General features: G+C 54.0%; 18 protein-coding genes, 1 tRNA gene and 3 pseudogenes. 13 read left to right on the forward strand and 9 right to left on the reverse strand.

Annotation, left to right across the window (positions count from 1 at the left end; all coding sequences use genetic code 11):
* Positions 1–191 precede the first annotated feature (191 nt).
* Positions 192–1,388 carry a Bcr/CflA family multidrug efflux MFS transporter gene (locus AC6I8W_RS14200; protein ID WP_497835538.1) on the reverse strand — a complete coding sequence of 399 codons (1,197 nt, stop codon included), beginning with the start codon at positions 1,386–1,388 and terminating at the stop codon, positions 192–194.
* A 12-nt stretch (positions 1,389–1,400) separates the two neighbouring features.
* Complete coding sequence (gene rsuA, locus AC6I8W_RS14205; protein WP_497835539.1) at positions 1,401–2,123, reverse strand: 16S rRNA pseudouridine(516) synthase RsuA; 723 nt, start codon at positions 2,121–2,123, stop codon at positions 1,401–1,403.
* Positions 2,124–2,290: 167 nt separating this feature from the next.
* On the opposite strand from rsuA, the gene radD reads away from it, so the two are divergent.
* Positions 2,291–4,045 (forward strand): DNA repair helicase RadD, encoded by a 1,755-nt coding sequence (radD, locus tag AC6I8W_RS14210; RefSeq protein WP_497835540.1) that lies wholly within the window; start codon positions 2,291–2,293, stop codon positions 4,043–4,045.
* Between the two features lie 130 nt (positions 4,046–4,175).
* Positions 4,176–4,460 (forward strand): 50S ribosomal protein L25, encoded by a 285-nt coding sequence (gene rplY / locus AC6I8W_RS14215; protein ID WP_497835541.1) that lies wholly within the window; start codon positions 4,176–4,178, stop codon positions 4,458–4,460.
* A 58-nt stretch (positions 4,461–4,518) separates the two neighbouring features.
* Here the strand turns inward: rplY and yejK are convergent, their stop codons facing one another.
* On the reverse strand, positions 4,519–5,523 hold the full coding sequence (gene yejK, locus AC6I8W_RS14220; RefSeq protein WP_480364613.1) for a nucleoid-associated protein YejK: 1,005 nt from the start codon (positions 5,521–5,523) through the stop codon (positions 4,519–4,521).
* 158 nt (positions 5,524–5,681) lie between these two features.
* On the opposite strand from yejK, the gene AC6I8W_RS14225 reads away from it, so the two are divergent.
* The 7 genes and pseudogenes from AC6I8W_RS14225 to AC6I8W_RS14255 all read left to right on the forward strand — a co-directional run bounded on the left by AC6I8W_RS14225 (position 5,682) and on the right by AC6I8W_RS14255 (position 9,813).
* Entirely contained in the window at positions 5,682–5,909 is a 228-nt protein-coding gene (locus AC6I8W_RS14225) for a YejL family protein (protein ID WP_480364614.1), read from the forward strand.
* A 22-nt stretch (positions 5,910–5,931) separates the two neighbouring features.
* Positions 5,932–7,686 (forward strand): LPS biosynthesis-modulating metalloenzyme YejM, encoded by a 1,755-nt coding sequence (gene yejM / locus AC6I8W_RS14230; protein ID WP_497835542.1) that lies wholly within the window; start codon positions 5,932–5,934, stop codon positions 7,684–7,686.
* 72 nt (positions 7,687–7,758) lie between these two features.
* Positions 7,759–7,835, forward strand: a tRNA-Pro gene (locus AC6I8W_RS14235).
* A 160-nt stretch (positions 7,836–7,995) separates the two neighbouring features.
* Positions 7,996–8,076: pseudogene (locus AC6I8W_RS14240) on the forward strand (integrase arm-type DNA-binding domain-containing protein); the annotation flags it as partial.
* Between the two features lie 224 nt (positions 8,077–8,300).
* Positions 8,301–8,994, forward strand: a pseudogene (locus AC6I8W_RS14245) (iron-containing alcohol dehydrogenase); the annotation flags it as partial.
* Positions 8,990–9,181 (forward strand): annotated as a pseudogene (locus AC6I8W_RS14250) (DUF2280 domain-containing protein); the annotation flags it as partial. The pseudogenes AC6I8W_RS14245 and AC6I8W_RS14250, both read left to right, overlap by 5 nt.
* 323 nt (positions 9,182–9,504) lie before the next feature.
* Entirely contained in the window at positions 9,505–9,813 is a 309-nt protein-coding gene (locus AC6I8W_RS14255; RefSeq protein WP_497835543.1) for a YmdA family protein, read from the forward strand.
* A gap of 269 nt (positions 9,814–10,082) precedes the next feature.
* Here the strand turns inward: AC6I8W_RS14255 and AC6I8W_RS14260 are convergent, their stop codons facing one another.
* Both AC6I8W_RS14260 and AC6I8W_RS14265 read right to left on the reverse strand, forming a co-directional pair.
* Positions 10,083–12,038, reverse strand: a complete 1,956-nt coding sequence (locus AC6I8W_RS14260) for a glycoside hydrolase family 127 protein (protein ID WP_497835544.1) — start codon at positions 12,036–12,038, stop codon at positions 10,083–10,085.
* Positions 12,039–12,048: 10 nt separating this feature from the next.
* Positions 12,049–13,449 carry an MFS transporter gene (locus AC6I8W_RS14265; RefSeq protein WP_497835545.1) on the reverse strand — a complete coding sequence of 467 codons (1,401 nt, stop codon included), beginning with the start codon at positions 13,447–13,449 and terminating at the stop codon, positions 12,049–12,051.
* A 239-nt stretch (positions 13,450–13,688) separates the two neighbouring features.
* Here AC6I8W_RS14265 and AC6I8W_RS14270 point away from each other — a divergent pair, with 239 nt between their 5' ends.
* Together AC6I8W_RS14270 and AC6I8W_RS14275 are read left to right on the forward strand one after the other, a co-directional pair.
* Positions 13,689–14,507: a helix-turn-helix domain-containing protein gene (locus AC6I8W_RS14270; protein ID WP_497835546.1), complete on the forward strand. Its 819-nt coding sequence runs from the start codon at positions 13,689–13,691 to the stop codon at positions 14,505–14,507.
* A gap of 44 nt (positions 14,508–14,551) precedes the next feature.
* The gene (locus AC6I8W_RS14275) at positions 14,552–14,926 is read left to right on the forward strand and encodes an iron chelate uptake ABC transporter family permease subunit (RefSeq protein WP_497835547.1); all 375 of its coding nucleotides are present in this window, start codon (positions 14,552–14,554) and stop codon (positions 14,924–14,926) included.
* Here AC6I8W_RS14275 and AC6I8W_RS14280 read toward each other — a convergent pair.
* Positions 14,921–15,472, reverse strand: coding sequence for a GNAT family N-acetyltransferase (locus AC6I8W_RS14280; RefSeq protein WP_497835548.1), 552 nt, complete (start codon positions 15,470–15,472; stop codon positions 14,921–14,923). The genes AC6I8W_RS14275 and AC6I8W_RS14280 overlap by 6 nt on opposite strands.
* Before the next feature lie 214 nt (positions 15,473–15,686).
* Here AC6I8W_RS14280 and AC6I8W_RS14285 point away from each other — a divergent pair, with 214 nt between their 5' ends.
* Entirely contained in the window at positions 15,687–15,890 is a 204-nt protein-coding gene (locus AC6I8W_RS14285) for a hypothetical protein (protein ID WP_013509840.1), read from the forward strand.
* 76 nt (positions 15,891–15,966) lie between these two features.
* Positions 15,967–16,692, forward strand: a complete 726-nt coding sequence (locus tag AC6I8W_RS14290) for a 4'-phosphopantetheinyl transferase family protein (RefSeq protein ID WP_497835549.1) — start codon at positions 15,967–15,969, stop codon at positions 16,690–16,692.
* Between the two features lie 178 nt (positions 16,693–16,870).
* On the opposite strand, the gene AC6I8W_RS14295 is transcribed toward AC6I8W_RS14290, so the two are convergent.
* The 3 genes from AC6I8W_RS14295 to apbE all read right to left on the reverse strand — a co-directional run bounded on the left by AC6I8W_RS14295 (position 16,871) and on the right by apbE (position 20,317).
* Positions 16,871–18,523 (reverse strand): multidrug ABC transporter permease/ATP-binding protein, encoded by a 1,653-nt coding sequence (locus AC6I8W_RS14295; RefSeq protein WP_497835550.1) that lies wholly within the window; start codon positions 18,521–18,523, stop codon positions 16,871–16,873.
* Positions 18,524–18,620: 97 nt separating this feature from the next.
* Positions 18,621–19,262: a DNA oxidative demethylase AlkB gene (gene alkB, locus AC6I8W_RS14300; protein WP_497835551.1), complete on the reverse strand. Its 642-nt coding sequence runs from the start codon at positions 19,260–19,262 to the stop codon at positions 18,621–18,623.
* Positions 19,263–19,273: 11 nt separating this feature from the next.
* Entirely contained in the window at positions 19,274–20,317 is a 1,044-nt protein-coding gene (gene apbE / locus AC6I8W_RS14305; RefSeq protein ID WP_497835552.1) for an FAD:protein FMN transferase ApbE, read from the reverse strand.
* Between the last annotated feature and the right edge of the window lie 122 nt (positions 20,318–20,439).

Genomic DNA, 20,439 nt, shown 5'->3' on the forward strand with positions numbered 1-20,439 from the left:
ATTTTAGACGCAATACCGTTACTTTTTTGCTTATTTATTTTCACAATATGGAAACATTACAAACGGTAAAGGTATTACATAAACCTTAGCGGCGTGATTTATCACACAGTTTTGGGCGGCAAGGATGGCGGCGGTGGATAAAAAAACAGCGCGATAAATCGCGCTGTTACGAGTTTGGCGGCCTTATCAGATCAGACGATCGCGTGACGGGGTCGTGAAGCGTAACTGAACAACACGATGGATACGGTGGCACACAACGCAATGGTCGCCACCATTGGCCAGGCGCTGCTGACATTCACCATTGATAACAATGCCCCAACCAGCGCGCCGACACCGAAACGTAAAGTGCCTGCCAGCGAAGATGCGGTGCCTGCCATATGCGGAAACTCATCCAGCACCACCGCCATCGCGTTGGACGAGACTGTCGAAACGCAGCCAATAAACATTGCCACGCCCAGCACCAGCGGCAGAAATCCGAGGCCAAGCGCGCTGACCACCAGCAGCCAAACGCCCATGCAGAACTGGATTACCAGGCCGATACGGAACATCGCCAACGGACCAAAGCGACGCACGGCGCGGCTGTTGATTAACGTCATCACAAACAGGAACACCACATTGAGGCCAAAGTAATAGCCAAAATTCTGCGGCGAAACGTGGTTAATCTCGATATAGACAAAAGGACCGGCATTGAGAAAGGCAAACAGCCCGGCAAAGGAGAAGCCACTCGCCAGCATATAACTGAAGGCACGTTTATGGCGAACCAGAGCGACAAAATTTCCCAGCGTGGTGCGCAGGTGAAACCGCTGTCGTTGCTCCGGTTTTAGCGTCTCGCGGATCTGCGTCACCACCAATACCGTGGTGACGATCGCGGCAATCGACAGCGTCCAGAAGATGGCGTGCCAGCTCCATAATAGCAACAACCAACCGCCGATAATCGGTGCCATCAATGGCGCAATGGTGGTGATCAGCATGACGAACGACATCATGCGCGAAAAGTCCTCTTTCGAATAACTGTCGCGCATCAGGGCGTTAATCACCACGCTGGCCGCCGCAGCTGACAGGCCGTGCAGAAAACGCATGAAAATCAATTGATCAATGGTTTGCGACAGCGCGCAAGCCGCCGCCGCACAGGCAAAAATCAGCGTACCAAGGGCGATCACCGGTTTACGGCCGTAGCTATCAGCCAATGGGCCATACACCAACTGACCAATCGCAAAGCCGAAGATATACAGGTTTAACGTCATCTGTACGCTGCCGGATGACACCGCAAACTGACGTGCAATTTGCGGCATGGCCGGCAGATACATATCGATGGAGAGTGGCATCAACATCGCCAGCAATCCGAGAATAACCACTAACCCGACCGGTGAGTTCTTTTCCTTTGGCACCACATGCTCCCGCTATTTCTGCTGTTTTAGTTCGTCAGGCAAGCCAATGCTGGCAACTTCTTCCTCAGTCAATTCACGGTATTCACCTTCCGCGAGGTCCGCATCAAGCACGATGTCGCCGATACGTTCACGGTGCAGCGTCACCACATGGTTACCCACTGCGGCAAACATGCGTTTTACCTGGTGATATCGTCCTTCGCTGATGGTCAACAGTGCTTCCTGCGGCCCCACAATCTCCAGCGTAGCCGGTTTGGTCAGATCTTTTTCGTTGTGCAGTTGCACCCCGGCGGCAAATTTTTCCACCAGTTCAGGATCTATCGGCAACTCAACACCAACACGGTAGGTTTTTTCGCAGTGGTGACGCGGCGACGTAATGCGATGTGACCATTGGCCATCATCGGTCAGCAGTACCAGGCCAGTGGTATCCACATCCAGACGCCCCGCCGCATGCAGTTTCCCCACCATCGGCTCTTCAATAAAGAACAGAATAGTTGGGTGATCGGGATCATCGGTGGAGCAAACATACCCCTGCGGCTTGTTCAGCATGAAATAACGTGGGCCGTGTTGCTGCACCAGCGGATTGCCGTCATAGGCGACTTCGTCATCCGGCAGTACTTTATAGGCGGTATCGCGCACCACTTCGCCATTGATGGTGATTTTTTTTGCGCGGATTTCACGTGCTGAGATGGCACGGCTGATTTCCAGTTGCTGAGATATGAATTTGTCGAGTCGCATGAATTCGCTTTGCCTGTTACTGCGGAGGGAAACTGAAACGGTGTTTTTATCCGTTGAAAATGTGCGGGCAGTATAGCCTGAACCATCGGCGGCTAACAGAGCTGATCCTGCGTTTCACGCCCTTTCATGGCATAATGCGCGCCCGTTTCAGAAAAAAGTTTTTTCCGATGTCCTTCACCCTGCGCCCCTACCAACAAGAGGCGGTTAATGCGACCATTGCACACTTCCGCCAGCATGCCACACCGGCTGTGATTGTTCTGCCTACCGGGGCGGGCAAAAGTCTGGTCATCGCTGAGTTGGCCCGCCTGGCACGTGGGCGGGTACTGGTGCTGGCGCATGTAAAAGAACTGGTGGAGCAGAACCACAGCAAATATCAGGCATACGGTCTGGAAGCGGATATCTTCGCCGCTGGTCTGCAACGCAAACAAAGCGAACGCAAAGTGGTGTTTGGCAGCGTACAATCGGTGGCGCGTAATCTCGACCGCTTTGATAGCGCTTTTTCGTTGGTGATCGTCGATGAATGCCATCGCATCAGTGATCAGAGCGAAAGTCAGTACCAGCAACTCTTCACCCACCTGCGTCAGCATAATCCACAGCTCCGGTTACTGGGATTGACGGCAACCCCCTTCCGCCTTGGCAAAGGTTGGATCTATCAGTTTCATTATCACGGCATGGTACGCGGTGATGAAAAAGCGCTGTTTCGCGACTGCATCTACGAATTGCCGCTGCGCTATATGATCAAACACGGTTTCCTGGTGCCGCCGGAACGGCTGGATATGCCGGTGGTGCAATATGATTTCAGTCGCCTGATCCCGCAAAACAATGGCCTGTTTAGCGAAACCGATCTGAATCGCGAACTGAAACAACAGCAGCGCGTCACGCCGCATATTATTCAGCAGATCATTGAATTCGCTGAAGATCGGCGTGGCGTGATGATTTTTGCTGCTACCGTCGAACACGCACGGGAAGTACTGACGTTGCTACCGCCGGACAGCGCGCTGGTTTCCGCTGAAACCGCCGCGAAAGAGCGTGACCGACTGATTAACGCCTTCAAGGCGCAGCAACTGAAATTTCTGGTCAATGTCGCGGTATTAACCACCGGATTCGATGCTCCGCATGTCGATCTGATCGCTATCCTGCGTCCGACCGAATCCGTCAGCCTGTATCAGCAAATTGTCGGACGCGGCCTGCGCCTTGCGCCCGATAAAACCGACTGCCTGATCCTCGATTACGCTGGCAACCCGCACGATCTTTTCACCCCAGAGGTCGGCGCGCCGAAAGGTGCCAGCGACAACCAGCCGGTGCAGGTTTTTTGCCCGGCCTGTGGCTTCGCCAATACCTTCTGGGGCAAAGCCACCGCCGATGGCCATGTGATCGAGCATTTTGGCCGCCGCTGTCAGGGGGTGCTGGAAGATGATGACGGCCTGCGCGAACAATGTGATTACCGTTTCCGCTTTAAAAGCTGCCCGGATTGCGGCGCGGAAAACGATATTGCGGCGCGTCGCTGCCACCAATGTGACAAGGTACTGGTCGATCCTGACGATATGCTGAAAGCGGCGCTGAAGCTGAAAGATGCCCGCGTATTGCGCTGTGGCGGTATGACGCTGACGCAAGGGCGTGATGAAAAAGGCGAATGGTTAAAAGCCACCTATTACGATGAAGATGGGTTGGACGTGAGTGAGCGCTTCCGTTTACATACGCCCGCGCAGCGTAAAGCATTTGAGCAGCTATTTATGCGGCCACACCAGCGTGCCCCCGGCGTGCCACTCGGATGGCAGACCGCTGCTGACGTGGTGGCATTGCAGCCGTTACTGCGACACCCCGATTTTGTCGTGGCACGTGCCAAAGGCCATTTCTGGCAGGTGCGTGAAAAGGTGTTTGATTATCAGGGCCGTTTTCGCCGCGCCAACGAGCTGCGATAAGCCACGGAATCATTTGCCCGCAGCGGGGATAGCGGCTATAATGCCGCCCGCTTTTGCATCCGCAAGAGCGTTTGAATAATCGTCCTGTTGCTGGGTCGCCTGTAGCAGGAATCAACGAAGAGACATTAAGATGTTCACTATCAACGCAGAAGCACGTAAAGAGCAGGGTAAGGGTGCGAGCCGCCGCCTGCGCCACGCTAACAAGTTCCCGGCCATCGTTTATGGCGGAACTGAAGCACCGGTTTCTATCGAACTGGATCACGATGCAGTCATGAACATGCAGGCTAAAGAAGGTTTTTACTCTGAAGTTCTGACCATCGTTGTTGACGGTAAAGAAACCAAGGTTAAAGTTCAGGCTGTACAGCGTCACCCGTTCAAGCCGAAACTGCACCACATCGACTTCGTTCGCGCTTAATCGCCTGACGAGTTGAAGAAAAAACGCCGCATCTGCGGCGTTTTTTTATGGGGAAAAATCAGTTACCACCCGTACGACGTTGCAGCTGATCGCGCAGATTCGGCGGTGTACCTTTGATGGTTAACGTGTCAGTCGCCGGATCCCAGAAAATACGCTCGCCCAATAGCATGGCATCGAAGTTCAGGGTTAAGCCACCGCCACTACCGGCAAATTTGGTCAGTTGACGCAGCGTGCTGCGGTCAGCAGGAAAATGTTCTTCCAGTTCGTAGCCCTGCTCCTGGGTAAAGGCCTGGAATGTCTTCTCGCCCAGCGGTGGCAGTTCGCTGGAGAGATCTTCCAGCGCAATCTCCTCACCAGCTTGCAGCTGATCGTTGCAGTAGCTGTAGACCTGCTGGCGATAATTCTGCCGCTCATTTTTATCCAGATTCGATTCCGCGCAATAATCATCGACCGCCTGCAACAAACCACGGTTCTGCGCTTTGGTATCCAGACCGACGCTGGCACCGAGGAAATCCATAAAGAAGTCAGCGACCTTGCGCCCTACCCGTCCACGTAGAAACGTCAGATAGCGGGTGGACTCCGGGTTAGTTTCCCATTCGGTGAGATCAATACGCGCCACAATATCCGCATGATTGATATCGAGATAGTGGGTACTGCTGATATCCAGCTGTTCGTTAACGCGCATGCTGGACTGGCTATTCAGCACCGCCACCAGCAGATACTCCACCGCCAGATAGCGATAATGGATGAACAGCACAATACCGCCTTCCGCAAACGGATATTTGCTCAGTTCATCGCGCAGGCGCCCGGTCGCCGCACGGCTGAAGGCCAGAAAATCATCCTCCCCTTTGCGACAGTTACGCAGCGCTGCGGCCAGTTCGCTCTCTGCATCGAACAGTCCATAGGCTTTGTTTTTGGCGCTGTAAACCCGATGTAACTCCTCTGCCATCTCTTCCACCGCTTTGGTAGCAGGCAGCAGGGTATCGCGCAGCACCAGCTCCAGCTGGTTTTCATCACGTTTGACTAACTGATGCAGGGCGATCTGGTCGATATCCAGACTCATGATAGACTCTCCTTTAAGCTCAGGCGCGTATTCAAACACCGCCTGCCGCAGCTTTCAACTCCATGCACAACGCGAACATTTCTCTTGCGATAAAATTGCGGAAAAAATCGCGTGGTTACGGTAATATACCGCCTTTTGATACTTGATTAGTCGACGATATGCCACAATCATCCCGTTACAGTGACGAACGCGTGGAGAAACTCCTCGCGCAGCTAGCGCAGATTCTTGAGAAAGACAAAGCGCCTACCGACCTTTCCCTGATGGTGCTGGGAAATATGGTAACCAATTTGATCAACACCAGTGTTTCTCCGGCGCAGCGCCGTAGCCTGGCGCGATCTTTTGCCGATGCGTTGCAAGCGTCGGTTCGCGATGACAACGCCCATTAATTTGCAGATTTGACCTTATAATATGGTAACCAACCGGCAGCGCTACCGTGAAAAAGTCTCCCAGATGATCAGCTGGGGGCATTGGTTTGCCCTGTTTAATATTATCTTCGCGTTAATTTTAGGCAGCCGCTACCTGTTGGTTTCCGACTGGCCTGCCTCGCTGGCTGGTCGTATCTATGCCTACAGCAGCTGGATTGGCCACTTTAGTTTCCTGGTGTTTGCCGCCTATCTGCTGGTCATCTTTCCCCTCACCTTCGTGGTGATGTCGCAACGGCTGCTGAGATTCCTGTCGGCCATTATTGCGACCATCGGTCTGACGCTAATTGTGGTCGACAGCGCGGTGTTTAATCGCTTCCATCTCCATCTCAACCCGGTGGTATGGGAACTGGTGATTAACCCTGACCAAAGCGAGATGGCGCGCGACTGGCAGCTGATGTTTATTGGTGTGCCCATCATTTTTCTGGTGGAGATGCTGTTCGCCACCTGGAGCTGGCAGAAACTGCGCAGCCTCAACCGCCGCTCATTTGGCAAGCCGCTGGCGGCACTCTTTATCTCTGCCTTTTTCGCCAGCCATCTGCTGTATATCTGGGCTGATGCCAATTTCTATCGCCCAATTACCATGCAGCGCGCTAACCTGCCGCTCTCTTACCCGATGACCGCACGACGTTTCCTTGAACGCCACGGCCTGCTGGATGCACAGGAATATCAACGTCGTCTGGTGCAACAAGGCGATCCGGAAGCCTTATCGGTGCAGTATCCGCTCAGCGACATCACTTTCCGCGATGGCGGCACACGGCATAACTTACTGGTGCTGACGGTAAATGGCCTCAACAACGCCACGGTAGACAAAGCGCTGCCATCACTCAATCAGTTTGCCAGTGACAATGTGCGCTTCACGCAGCACTACAGCGCGGGCAATCAGCCGGAAAAAGGTCTGTTTGGCCTGTTCTATGGCATCTCATCCAGTTATATGGATGGTGTCCTGGCCGCGCGAATGCCTTCTGCCTTGCTCAGCGCGTTGAACAGTCAGGGCTATCAGTTTGGCCTGTTCTCGTCCGATGGCTTTAACCAGCCACTCTATCGTCAGGCACTGCTGGCGGATTATTCGCTGCCAACCATGGACAGCCAGCCCAATAGCGCAACCGTTGCCCAGTGGCAAAGCTGGCTAAATGGACAGAAAGACAACAGCGCCCCGTGGTTCTCGTGGGTTGCGCTGAACGGTGTCACCGTCAATGGCGACAGTGTCAAAGCGCGCCAGCGCAGCTATCTGCGTCAGGCAACTGGCGTTGACAACCAAATCGCCGCCGTGCTGCAAACCTTGCAGGACCGCGATTTGTTGAAAAATACCGTCGTAGTGATTACCGCCCAGCACGCTATTGCACTGGATGACAATGACGATAACCCTGGCAACCGCGCGACGCTCCAGGTACCGCTGGTGGTGCACTGGCCTGATACGCCCGCACAAACCATTGACCGTCTGACCGATCAGCAGGATGTGATGACCACGCTGATGCAACGTCTGTTGCATGTACGCACCAACCCGGTGAATTACTCGCAGGGTGAAGACCTGTTTGCAGCACAGCGCAGCCATGACTGGGTTGCGAGCAGTGAAGATGGCAGGCTGGTGGTCACCACCCCTGAAACTACGCTGGTCTTGAACAACAATGGCAGCTATTACGCCTATGATGCACAGGGGAACGTCCTGAAGGACCATAAACCGCAACTGGCGTTGTTATTGCAGGTATTGACGGAACAGAAGCGTTTCATCGCAAACTGATTAATAATGAGGCAGTTAAATCCGTCGCATCTTGCAATCGCGCACGGAAACGGTAGTATATGCCTCCACGTTCGGCACGTAGCGCAGCCTGGTAGCGCACTGTCATGGGGTGTCAGGGGTCGGAGGTTCAAATCCTCTCGTGCCGACCAAATCATTATTCAGCATGTATCGGTTACATGCTGAAACCCCACAAAAAACCGCATTCTCTCTGAGTTTGCGGTTTTTTGTTGTCTGTAACTTCCGGTTTGGATCGTTTACAGCCGGAATTTTTAGCTATACGCACACCATATAGCTAAAGACCGTATAACTATGGCTCGTATAACTACACCGCTTACCAATACTGAAATCCGCGCTGCAAAACCAGCAGACAAAGATTATACCCTCCAGGATTGAAACAGCCTGTGCATATTCCGACCTAATTCGATCACCCATTCCGATTTAATCCGATCGCGATTTCCGATGTAATCCGTTCACTTTTCACCGCTCGTCGGAATCACTGACCGACATCATCGGAATACACACACTGCCGAAAGTTTCTTGAGGCAGCGCAATACCACGCTCATTTTTTAGTCGTAAAGCTTGGTGTCATCATTGTCTGCTTAAAGGGAAATCACATGGTTAACAGAATGATCCTCAATGAAACATCCTACTTCGGTCAGGGGGCAATTCAGTCCATTTTTCAGTTGCCACGCGCGTCACTGGCCTGCTTGAGAAACACGGCCTGCCGTTCGCCATCTATGACGGTGTTATTCCCAATCCCTCGGTCGAGGTGGTGCATGCCGGTGTGTCGGCATTCCGCGATTCAGGTGTTGACTACCTGCTTGCCGTTGGTGGGGGGGTAACCACAGGATACCTGTAAAGCTATTGGTATAATGCTGGCGAATCCTGCATATACCGATGTAGGTATGCTGGAAGGAGGATCACCAACGCGCAATCCCTCGATTCCGATCGAAGTTACCATCAACTACGTCATCACCGATGAAGAGAGGAAGCGTAAGTTTGTCTGCTACGACCCTCACGATATCCCGGTTATTGCGATTATCGACCCGGACATGATGTCCCGCGCATGCCTGCGGACCTGAAGGCGGCAACCGGCGTTGACGCGCTGACACACGCAATAGAAGGTTACATAACCCGTAACGCGTGGGAACTGACGGATATGAAGCGATCGAGATTATTGGCCGCTTTCTGCGCGATTCAGTGAAAGGCCTGACATCTGGCGTGGAAGACATGACGCTGGGCCAGTACATCGCGGGTATGGGGTTCTCAAACGTCGGACTCGGGCTGGTACACAGAATGGCACGCCCAGAAGTGGGTAGGCATGTTCAACGCAACCCGCGCGCGTTTCCAGACTGAAATATCCGACATCCCGATCGCTAATAAGGCGTATTGACAGCGAACGCTTGACCGCATGGCGACCTGGACTGAGCACATGAAGGACTTTGCATTCATTGCCTTACCCTTTGAACAGGCGGCGAAAGAGTGCGCCGACGCCTGAACCAACCGATAAAAGGTGGAGCACACAGGCAACGATCGCGACGCTTGCCCGCCGTCAGTGTACAGACCTGTATGAATAGTCCCCGGTAAATCAGCAGAAGCGATTCATGCTTAACCTGGAATGTTTAGAGCAGAATACTCAGGAATGTATAAACCAGCGATATTCAGAAAATCTGCAATTTAATAACTACACTGATTTAGAACCTGTCGGAAGTTGTAGCTGTTCACATCGCGAGCAGCATTAACCGTCGAAGTCAGCCGGCTGCTGAAAAAATTTTTCGGACAGCCGATAAACAGGTAATACCACACAGAGGGTCTGCCATGTTATCTCCTGCCAAAACATCACTGATCGCCACTCTTTTTATCTTAGTAGTCACCCCTGCCAGTGCGAAGGATATGCAGTCTGGTACCATTAAATTTACCGGCAGTATTGTGGAAGGTGCCTGTGAGCTAAATCCGGTGAATTTGCACTTACAATTCCAGTGCCCAAATGGCGAAAAGTCACTGAATATAACATCCCGCACGGACAGCAAGCAGCTTGCCAACATCGCACCACAGTTTGCATCGATAAAAATTGACTGGAAAGATCCTGAGCATCACATAGGCATAATCACTACAACCTATCAATGAAGGCTCTAAGGGGACACTGAATACCGTGGAATGAAATCCCGTTACTGAGTCAGATGATTGGCTGAGTAACGTTCCCCCTTGCTGCACCGCAACTGATGTTCCAGGGCAGGCAGAACCGCACAGATATTTTATCGCAGTCACGACACGAGGAGACTTTTCTGCCATCACTACGCAAGAAGCAAGGTATAGATAAAAACAAAATTACCATACTCTCGTGCGACCAAAATTCCCCAAAAAAGCAGCCTTTATGGCTGCTTTTTTGTTTCCTGCTACCCTTCATTCACCCAAATTCGCATCTCCCCTTCCCCGCGATTCGCCCAGCTAAACCACGGAATAAAGGTTAGGGTCTGCGTCTGGCTAGTAGCTGGAGAACGGTCGTAATGCCACAGTAGCTGCTGCTCTGGCGCGCTGGTGCTATGTTTGCTGCCCTCGGCCTGGATCAACACCTTGTGCGCGAATAGCCCCTTACCTTCGAAGGTACGAAAGGTCGCCGTCTGCGGTAACCACAGGTTATGCAGCTCCTCGCCGTTGTCGGCCTGCTCAAGGCAATACACCAACGGTCCGCGTTGCAGCGCCACTTTGCCCGCGACATGACGCACCAGCGGGTTGCCATAGACACGACGTACCGGCATCGGCAAAGTCAGGGTTAAGGTATCGCCCTCGCTCCAGTTACGGTTGATGTGCAGATAGCCTTTTCGAATATCGCTGACCACCGTGGCATCATTCAGTGTGACCTGCGGCGCGTCGCACCAGTCCGGCAAGCGCAACGCCAGCGTGTGCTGAATGGGTTGCGGTGAATCGATGGTGATAGTCACCGTCTCCTGCCACGGGAAGTTGCCGCTGATGCGCAGCCGCAACATTTTCTCGCCCACCGGCACCTCAAGGCTATTGCCGACATAGAGATTGATGTACAACGCATCTTCACGCGGCGTGTAAATGTAATGACCGAGCGACGTCAGCACGCGGGCAATATTGGGCGGGCAGCAGGCGCAGCCGAACCAGCGTTGGCGCACCGGTTTTACGTGATCATAGATATGGTTGAAGCTGAGGGTTTTCGGGTGCACCTCCAGCGGATTAACGTAGAAGAAGTGTTTACCATCCAGCGCCATACCGCCCAGCACGGTGTTATATAACGCCCGTTCCATCACATCGGCGTACTGACTGTCAGCTTCCATCTCCAGCATGCGACGGGCAAACATCATCAGGCCAATCGACGCACAGCTTTCGGCATACACGCTGTCGTTCGGCAAATCGTAATCGCTGCTGAAGGCTTCGCCACTGCTTTGTGAACCGATACCGCCGGTAATATATAGCTGACGCTGAGCCATGTTATGCCACAGGCGCAAGCAGTCCTGGCGCTTCGCCTCATCCTGGCTGAGCCTGGCCAGGTGCGCCACGCCGGTCATCAGATAGACAAAACGCACCGCATGGCCGATGGCGGTTTGTTGCCCGGCAATCGGTTGATGGGCCTGGCTGTAGGCTTTGTCTTTCACCATCCATGCCGGGCCATAGGTGTTCCAGTAAGAGGTTTTGCCGCGCTTTTCATACTCGCTATCGTAGAAATGCGGCTGCGTGCCGCGCTGCTCAACGAAGTAGTTCACCAGCATCTGGTAACGCGGTTCCTGAGTCACTTCGTACAGGCGCATCAGTGCCAGTTCAATTTCCGGGTGTCCCGGATAACCGTGCAACTGCGAGTCACCCGGTCCAAATACGCTGTCGATATGGTCGGCGAGTTTACACACCACCTCCAGCAGACGACGCTTGCCGGTGGCCTGCAAGAAAGCGACTCCGGCTTCGATCATATGCCCGGCACAATACAACTCGTGACATTCCGCGAGGTTGGTCCAGCGTTCGCCAGGTGCTTTGACAGTGAAATAAGTGTTGAGATAGCCGTCGTCACACTGGGCTGCCGCCACCAGCTCAATCACCTCATCAGCGGTTTTCTCCAGCTCCGCGTCCGGCTGCTGGCATAGCGACCAGGCCACCGCTTCCAGCCACTTCGCCACGTCACTGTCCTGAAACACCATGCCGTAGAACTCACCGCTCTGTAACCCAGCGGCGATGCGAAAATTTTCAATTGCATGGCTGGGATCTGCTTCCGCAATGCGATCATTCAGCGCATCCCACTGATAAGGAATCACCACCTCGCGCACCAGTTGCTGATACTGGCCGAGGAAGGGATCGTTAATTTTAAGCTTGTGCAGATCGACTTCCATCACAGACATAATGTTCTCCTTAAGAGGAAACATGGCGGACACGCAGATCGCTGGCAATGCGCGCCATCAGTGGATTATTGAGTTTGCAGGCGAGAATGGTGAATGCCAGCAACAGGTGAAATAAGGCAGGCAGCAAGGTTTCCATGCTGGTGATGCCATGCAGTGACGCCGCCGTCTGGTTGCCCGCACCCGGCTGATAAGCGACGAAGATAAATATCAGGCTGATAATCCCGGCACTGGAGGCCCAGGCAAGTTTGATGCAGAACAGGTTAAAGGCGAAGTTCATACCAGAGGAACGCACGCCGGTTTTCCACTCGCCATAATCATCGGCAAAGGCCATCAACGCAAAATGCAGCGGCAAGGTGAAGCCAAGGATAATACCGTTGCCAAGGATCACCACCAGCCACAGGGTTTGCCACGCCGGACCGGTGGGCAGGAGCCACATCACTCCCGCCAGCGCCGCCAGCACGATATTGGTCCAGTAGTACAACCTGACGGTATCCACACGTTTTGCCAACGGGCTGACCAGCACCGAGCCAAGAATCGAGGCAAAGGTGACCATGGTAAAAAACAACGAGGTATAAGCGGTGCTGCCCTGCAACACGTAGGTGATGAAGTACATATAACCCCCACCCCGGATGTTGAACACATTAATCAGCAGGAACGACATCAGCAGCATCAGCAACAGCTGGTCATTTTTGCGTAATCCTGCCAGATGTTCCCGCAGAGTAAATTTCCCCATACTGTCCAGCGATACGCGTTCACGTACCGAAAAGAAGCAGCACAGGAACATCACCACCGCCACGCTACACAGGATCCCCACGCCTAATTGATAACCCTGCGCGACATTGCCTTTACCCAGCGTTGATACCAGCCAGGGTAGGCCCACCGATACCAGAAAGCCCGCCACGCCGCACAACACAAAACGCCATGACTGGCAGGAAATCACCTCACTATGGCGACTGGTCATAGTGTTGATCAGCGCGCAGTAAGGCACGTTAATCGCGGTATAACTGACGGAAAGCAACAGATAGGTGCCAAACGCCCAGACGATCTTCATGTTGGTACTGACGTCAGGGACGGTAAAGGTCAGTACGCCGATAATGCCAATCGGCACCGCAATCCACAGCTGCCACGGACGAAAACGTCCCCAGCGGCTCTGGGTACGGTCAGCCACGATCCCCATGATCGGATCGGATACCGCATCAAACACGCGCAACGCCATAAACAGCGTCCCGACCAGCGCCGGGGTCAAGCCAAACACATCGGTATAGAAAAATGTCAGGAAATTCATAATCAGGCAGGTGATCACCGTACCACCGGCGTCACCCAGCCCGTAACCGATTTTCTCACGCAGTGAGAGCGCATCATTCGTGGCCTGCTGCGCCAACTCGGTTTGGGTAATCGGGGTAGAAGTCATGGCAAACTCCTCATCAGGGTCAGAGTCCATCGCCCGCATCTGGGCGGACTTATTAGTGGGTACGGATTTATTCTGCCCGGAATACTACGTGCAACAAGGGAAGGGAAAAGTATAAAAAGAGGGTAATTCCGACCTTGTTCGCAAAATGTGAACTGGATCGGGAAGAGAAGAAATTAATGTTTAATAATCAAACACAAAATGAATTTTACGTCGTTAAACAAGCGAAAAAGTGAATATCGATGCTCGAATTATCCATAGCGTTTCCGATTCAGGTGCAAAATGGCGGGTTGTTTATTTCACGTGGGATGGGAAGCCATCCGGCGCGCACCCTGACCTCATGGGAAGTGATTTTTGTGGAGCGCGGGCAACTGCAAATCCGCGAAGACGATCGCCTGTTTACCGTGCAGGCGGGCGAGAGTTTGCTGCTGCGCCCCGGACACCGCCATGTCGGTGAAGGCGCATTTCCTGCCGACCTCAAATTCTACTGGCTGCACTTTGACTGGCTGAAAGGCGTGGGTGAAACCGGGTTACATCCGGCACATCTGGCGATCCCCCAGTACATGCGGGTGAGTGATCCCCAATACGTCATTTCACTGTTTCGCCAGTTCCTCAGTGAGCAGGAGAATATTCACCGCAGCATCGCGCTGGAGTGTATTTTGTTGCTGATCCTGCAACAGATTGCCGCGCCCGGTCCGCAGGAGAACGCCAACGATAGCCCCGGTCTGGCGCTGGCGTGGAAAGCCCATCAGATCATCCGCACGCAATTTCATCTGCCGATCTCCACCTCTTCACTGGCAAAAGAGCTGCACTGCAACGCCGATTATCTTGGACGCGTCTATCGCCGTGCTTTTCGTCTGACGCTGACGGAGTCCCTCCATCGCCAGCGGGTGCTGATGGCAGAGAAGCTGTTGATCAACAACTCGCTGTCATTGAGCGAAGTGGGTCGGCAGTGCGGATTCAACGACACCAGCTACTTTCGCCAGATCTTTCGTAAACATACCGGTCTGACCCCGGCAGGCTGGAAACGCCGCTACTGCAAGGAACATATCAACTCTTGAGTGTAAAGTAGCGTTGCGGCGTCATTCCCAGCACCTTGCTGAACATGGCGATCAGCGCGCTGCCGTTGCCATACTCCTGTTGGCGGGCTACAGCATTATGCCCGCCGATCACGCTAGCAAAGACGCGTCTGCTCACTCTGGCATTGATCGCCATGCTGACGGCAGGCGCGACCTTGATCGTCGGTCCGGTATCCTTTGTTGGCCTGACCGCCCCGCCTATTGCTCGTCTGCTGGGCGCACGCCGCCCCGGTCAGCAATTACTGCTGGCTATTCCCAGCGGCGCACTGATGATGGTGGTGGCCGACTGGGCCGGGCGTAGCCTGCTGGCCCCCGAGGAACTCCCGGCCGGGCTGGTCGCCACCTTACTCGGCGCCCCCTATATGATGTGGCTATTTACCCGCCGCGCTGGCCGCTCATGACAACGAACGCTGTGCCAGCCACTCTTCGCGGGTGATTTCCCAATTGCCCGCCAGCATTTCTCCGCCGACAAAGGCTTTGCTGAAAGTTTCAATCAGCCGCATCCCGCTGCGTTCCGAAATGCGCCGCGATGCGAGGTTATCCATCGCTTTTGGCACGCGCAGGCGCGGTTGTTGCAGGGTTTGAAACCAGAAATCCGTCACCACCGCACAGGCCTCACTCATCAACCCCTGCCCCTGCCACTCCGGGACCAGCCAGAAGCCACGGTTATCTTCCTCACCCGCACGCAAGGAGATCAACCCGATTAACCGATCGGGAACTGAGCGATGGCGTAAACTCCAGTGCCAGGCCTGTCCGGCAGCCATGGCCGGTAGCGCAATCTGATCAACGTAAAAACTTGCACCGTCCGAGGGGTAGGGCCAGGGCACCGCATTGGTCAGATGGCGCACAATATCCCAGCGAGGAAAGACCTGCTGTACCTGAATGGAATCACGACTTTGTAACGGCTCAAGCAGTAAACGCGGGGTGTCAAAGCGGGGTACTGTCATCTCAACCTCCTGTTGGCTAACTACTTAAGCTTTATCAGAAAAAAATCTGTTTTTATATTGTTTTCAACAAAAATATCAGTAATTTACCGTGCGCAACCAATGAGGATCAGGATCACATTTTTGTCAGATTATGACAGCAATTCATCTGATTGAAACAAAACTGTCACACACTTACCCTACCCTTAAGCCTCCTGTTTTTCGATGGAAAACCGATATGGTCATCAAAGCAAAAAATCTGCAGGACGCTGAAGAACTCCTGCATTCCGGTATCAGCAAAGTCGAACTGGCTTACGATATTGGTAGCGACGATTTCTTCCGCCTGGCGTCTCGCTGGTGCGATCGCGGAGCGCGCATCAGTAAAGGCCATCAGCATTTTGTGGTATCGATCAAGAGTTTTGCCATTCCCCCCAATGACTAAAAAGACGGTGAGCGCTAAGCTTGCCCTCTCTCCGGCTGACTGATTAAATAGCTTTTTCCGTCAGCCGTGATTCTTTATGTTTACCTCTGCCTCAGCACTTACCCTGCCTGATTCCCCGTTTTTCACCGCTGCCGGTTTGACCTCTGGCTCGCTGCTGCTGGCATGGTGTCAGTTCGAGCAACAACATTGGCAGGCCGAGCTGCACCAGCGCTGGCAACTGCCCCTGCCTGCTGCGCTGGCAAACGCTGTCGTCAAACGCAAGTCCGAACATCTGGCCAGCCGCTGGCTGGCACGTGAGCTGCTGGCGCAATATGGCGTGGACGATTTTGTGCTGCATAACGCGGCGGATCGTTCACCCTGCTGGCCCGACGGCATCCAGGCATCGTTGTCGCACAGCCACAATCAGGTGGTGATGGCTGTCACGCGAGAACCGTTGTGCGTCGGAGTCGATGTGGAACAGGTGATGAGAGACGACACTGCACGGGAAACGGCAGAGATGCTGATGAGCGCTCAGGAACGCATTTTACTGGAACACCTGGCGCTGCCTTTTTCTCAGGGCGCGACGCTGCTGTTTTCTCTGAAGGAGAGTCTGTACAAAGCGCTGTGGCCGCAGTTGCATCAGCCAATGGATTTCTTGCAGGCAGAATTGCAAGCGGCCGATCTGACCACCGGTAACGCCGTACTGCGCTTAACCGAAGATTTTGGTAACGGGTTTGATCAGCACGTTGCTTTGCAGGCGCGTTTTTGCTGTGAAGCACAGCGTGTTATCACGCTGGTCACTCACCCGTTGCCGGGGCAATAAAAAACCGGCTCAGAAATAACCAGAGCCGGTAACAACACAAGACGACAGAAAATGTTCCAGGGAGGCAGAAACCGAAGTCTCTGCTGGCTATTACCTTAACGTGGTGCGCCTCTGCTGCCCAATAACCCTTTCCACTAAGCTTTGCCAATATTGCGCGATAAATCGCGCCGCTACGACGTTAAAAGCCAGTATCGGTACGTTTTACCGCATCCAGCGTCGCCATTTCACGTTCTCTGCCGGTCAGCTCACTCAGCTTGCCGTCACGCATTTCCAGCAGTCGGTCGGCGTGAATAAAGTAGTGATCATCATGGCTGATGGCGAACACCGTCTTGCCCGATTCCTGCAACCACGGCAGCAACTCACGATAGAAGATACGACGGAAGTGCGGGTCCTGATCCGCTGCCCATTCGTCGAGCAGCAGGATGTCACGCTCCTCCACTGCGGCCAGCAGCAATGCCAGACGCTTGCTCTGCCCTTTTGACAGTTGCAGGTTCAACACCCTGTTGCCTTCCAGCTTCAGCTTATCCTGCATCTTCAGGCGTTCCAGCCACTGCTGCACCAACGCCGGTTTGGCGGGCTTACCTGCCCGGTTGATCAGACGGTCGAACAGATGCACATCGGTGAATACCGCTGAGAAATGCTGGCGATACGCATCAAGGTTGTGCCAGTCAACCACCTTACCATCCAGCAACAACGCGCCAGATTGCGGCAGGTACAGGCCGGTGAGCAGCATCGCCAGCGTCGATTTGCCACTGCCGTTGCCGCCAATCAGAAACACCAGTTCCCCACGACGCAAAGTCAGGTTAATTGGCCCTACTTCAAAGCCATGCTCGCCATAATGGAAGCAAACATCGCGCAGTTCGAGCGTCTGCCAGTCACCGATCGTCGGCAAGGTTCTAAATTCTGCCTCATACGGCGCGAGGTCAAAGGTCTGGAGTTTACGAAACGCCACCTGCGCGCTGAGCAACGTCGGCAAGGCACCGACCGCCGCCAGCAGCGGCGTACGCAGGAACAGCAATGTCAGTGAATAGGTGGCGGCCACGGCGGTATTGGCCCAGCCAAGACCGTTGGCCATCCAGAACACGATGCCGATCGCCCCGAGCATCATAATGTTTGACCAGTTCACCGCACTGAGATGAAAAGTATCAGCGCGCACGATATGGTGACGATAGCTTTTGGCATTTTCCTGATAGACGTTGTCGTAAATCAACTGCGCACGCTGACGGTTCAGTTGCAACTCTTTACGCCCCTCAATGATGGTTTGATAATCGCGATAGAGGTCATCCTCCACCTCACGCAACTTCGCCATATGCTGATAGACACGTGATACCAGCAGCCAGCCGCCGACCAATGTCACCACCAGCCATACTGACGTCACCAGCAGCATTTTGGGAGAGAGCCACGCCATATAGAGCGCGGAACCGAGGGTAATAATGATGCCCTGAATCAGCTCAGGCAGGCGAACAAACGCGATAGTAATCGCACGCACGTCGCTGGTCAGCCCGGCCAGCAATTGCGCGTTGCCGATCTGCTCAAGGCGCTCGACGCGGGTATCGAGAATACGTTTGATAAATTCCCCACGCAGACGCCAGACAAACTGGTGGCCCAGCAACGTTAACGACAGCTGCGAACCCAGCGTCACCGCCATCAGCAAACACAGCTGCAACAGGAATTCTGGCAATACACCGACCGAGGTGTTCACTGCGGTGATCAACTCGCTGTTGATCCAGGCGATCATTCCGATGCCAAGCGCAGCGCTGAGTAAAGTAAGAAGGATGACGCCAATAAAAGGCCAGCGGAACTGGCGATAAACAACCTGAAGCAGAGCCATTAAAAGGTTCCAGCAATGAAAAAAGCAGCCTGCAGTTTAATGGGGCTTCAATTGATAGCAAGAATAATTCTCAACCAACGCGCGCGCCGCTACGAATTTAATGGGCGCGTCGGAATGTGAGGTTATAGCGGAAAGCCCCCGCCTGTGGATGTATGCCAGGTTTAAGCGGCAGGATGCCGTGATAACGCAGACGGGAAGGCCCGCCCCACACCACGATATCGCCATGCTCCAGCAAGACACGCTGCGTGGCATCGCCGCGTTCAAATCCGCCGAATTGAAAAACAGCGGGCAACCCAAGCGATACTGACACGATCGGCTGCCGCAAGTCCTTCTCATCTTTATCCTGATGCAACGTCAGTTTTGCCCCCGGCTCATAACGGTTAATCAGGCAAGCATCCGGATTGAAGCCGCTGAACCCAGCCTCCTGTGCCGTCTGTTGCGCCAGCTCGCGGAACAGGATGGGCATTGGCGGCCATTTGTGACCACTGTGGTTGTCCTGTTCGGTGTACTGATAGCCGCGCGAGTCACTTGACCAGCCTAAATCGCCGCAGTTGGTCATCGCCACCGACATGCGGTGCCCACCCGGGGTAATACGGTGGGCAAACGGATTCTGCGCAGCAGTGGCGTAAATCTCCGCCAGCAGCGCATCCGCCTGCTCACGTGCGCGGCGACGCAGGATCACCGCCCCTTCTGCCAGCGGCTCCTGCCACGGCGCTTCGTCACTAAACAGATCCAGCATCTGCGCCTCCGTTATTGCTGGTCATCCTGGGAAATCAGGAAGGATTTAAACTGGGGCGACATCCAATGAGTGAAACCATCGCCCTGTTTGGTGATCAGATACACCGCCAGATGTTCCTTCAGTGCCAACGCTTTAGCACGTTCGGTGCCGAGTACCATCAAACCGGTATCCCAACCATCCGCCTCCAGCGCGGTGGTAGCGATCACCGTTGCCGATACCAGTTTATGCTCAATTGGCCGTCCGGAACTGGGATCGATAACGTGAGAAATGCGTTTACCGTCCAGTTCATAATAGTTGCGATAGCTGCCGGAAGTGCTGATGCCGTGGCCCTGTAAATCCACTCGCGCCTCCACCGCGTTTTCCCGATCGGTGGGCTTCTGGATTGCCACCCGCCACGGCTGGTTTTGCGCATTACGTCCACGACTCAACACCGCGCCGCCCACCGACACCAGATAATCAGTTATTCCCTGTTGCTCCATCAATCGCGCCAGATGATCGGTGGCATAGCCCTCGCCCATCGTGGAGAGGTCAACATACAATCCCGGCAGATCCTTTTGCAGCCACTGGCCGTTAACTGCCTGAATCACCCGCAGATGCTGCAAACCGGTAAGCGCTTTGGCCGCGGTTATTTGCGCGTCGGTTGGCGTATGAGCAGGTTGCTTTGCCGGACCAAAGCCCCACAAATTCACCAGAGGACCGACGGTGATATCCATGGCACCACCGGTTTTTTGTCCGATGCGCAGGGCTTCCGTGACAATATCTGCCATATCGGCACTGACCGGCTGCGGATCTGTCCCCTGATACTGGTTGAAGCGCGACAGCACCGAATCTGCTTTCCAGGTGGAGAGTTCGCCATCATCACGATCCAACTGTTGTTGGATCACCTGCTGGAGTACCGCTTTACGTTGTTCATCCACACCCGCAAGGCTCACACGCCAGACGGTGCCCATGGTTTTTCCTTCCAGCACCAGTGCTGATCGGTTGGAGGTTTGATCGCAGCCGCTTACCCCAAACACAACCAGGCAGATCAGCAGAATATTCTTAAAACGCATCATTTCCTCATTTGTAACGCTTTAATAACGTCCATTACAAAGCATAACTCGCTTGTAAATCAGGCTAAAGTTGCTTGAAGTGGATGGCTGGCTGCCGCAGGATAACCCGTTCCTGTACAACCGCG

The organism is Pantoea sp. X-Soil-TKNS-1211 (genome assembly GCF_059730495.1).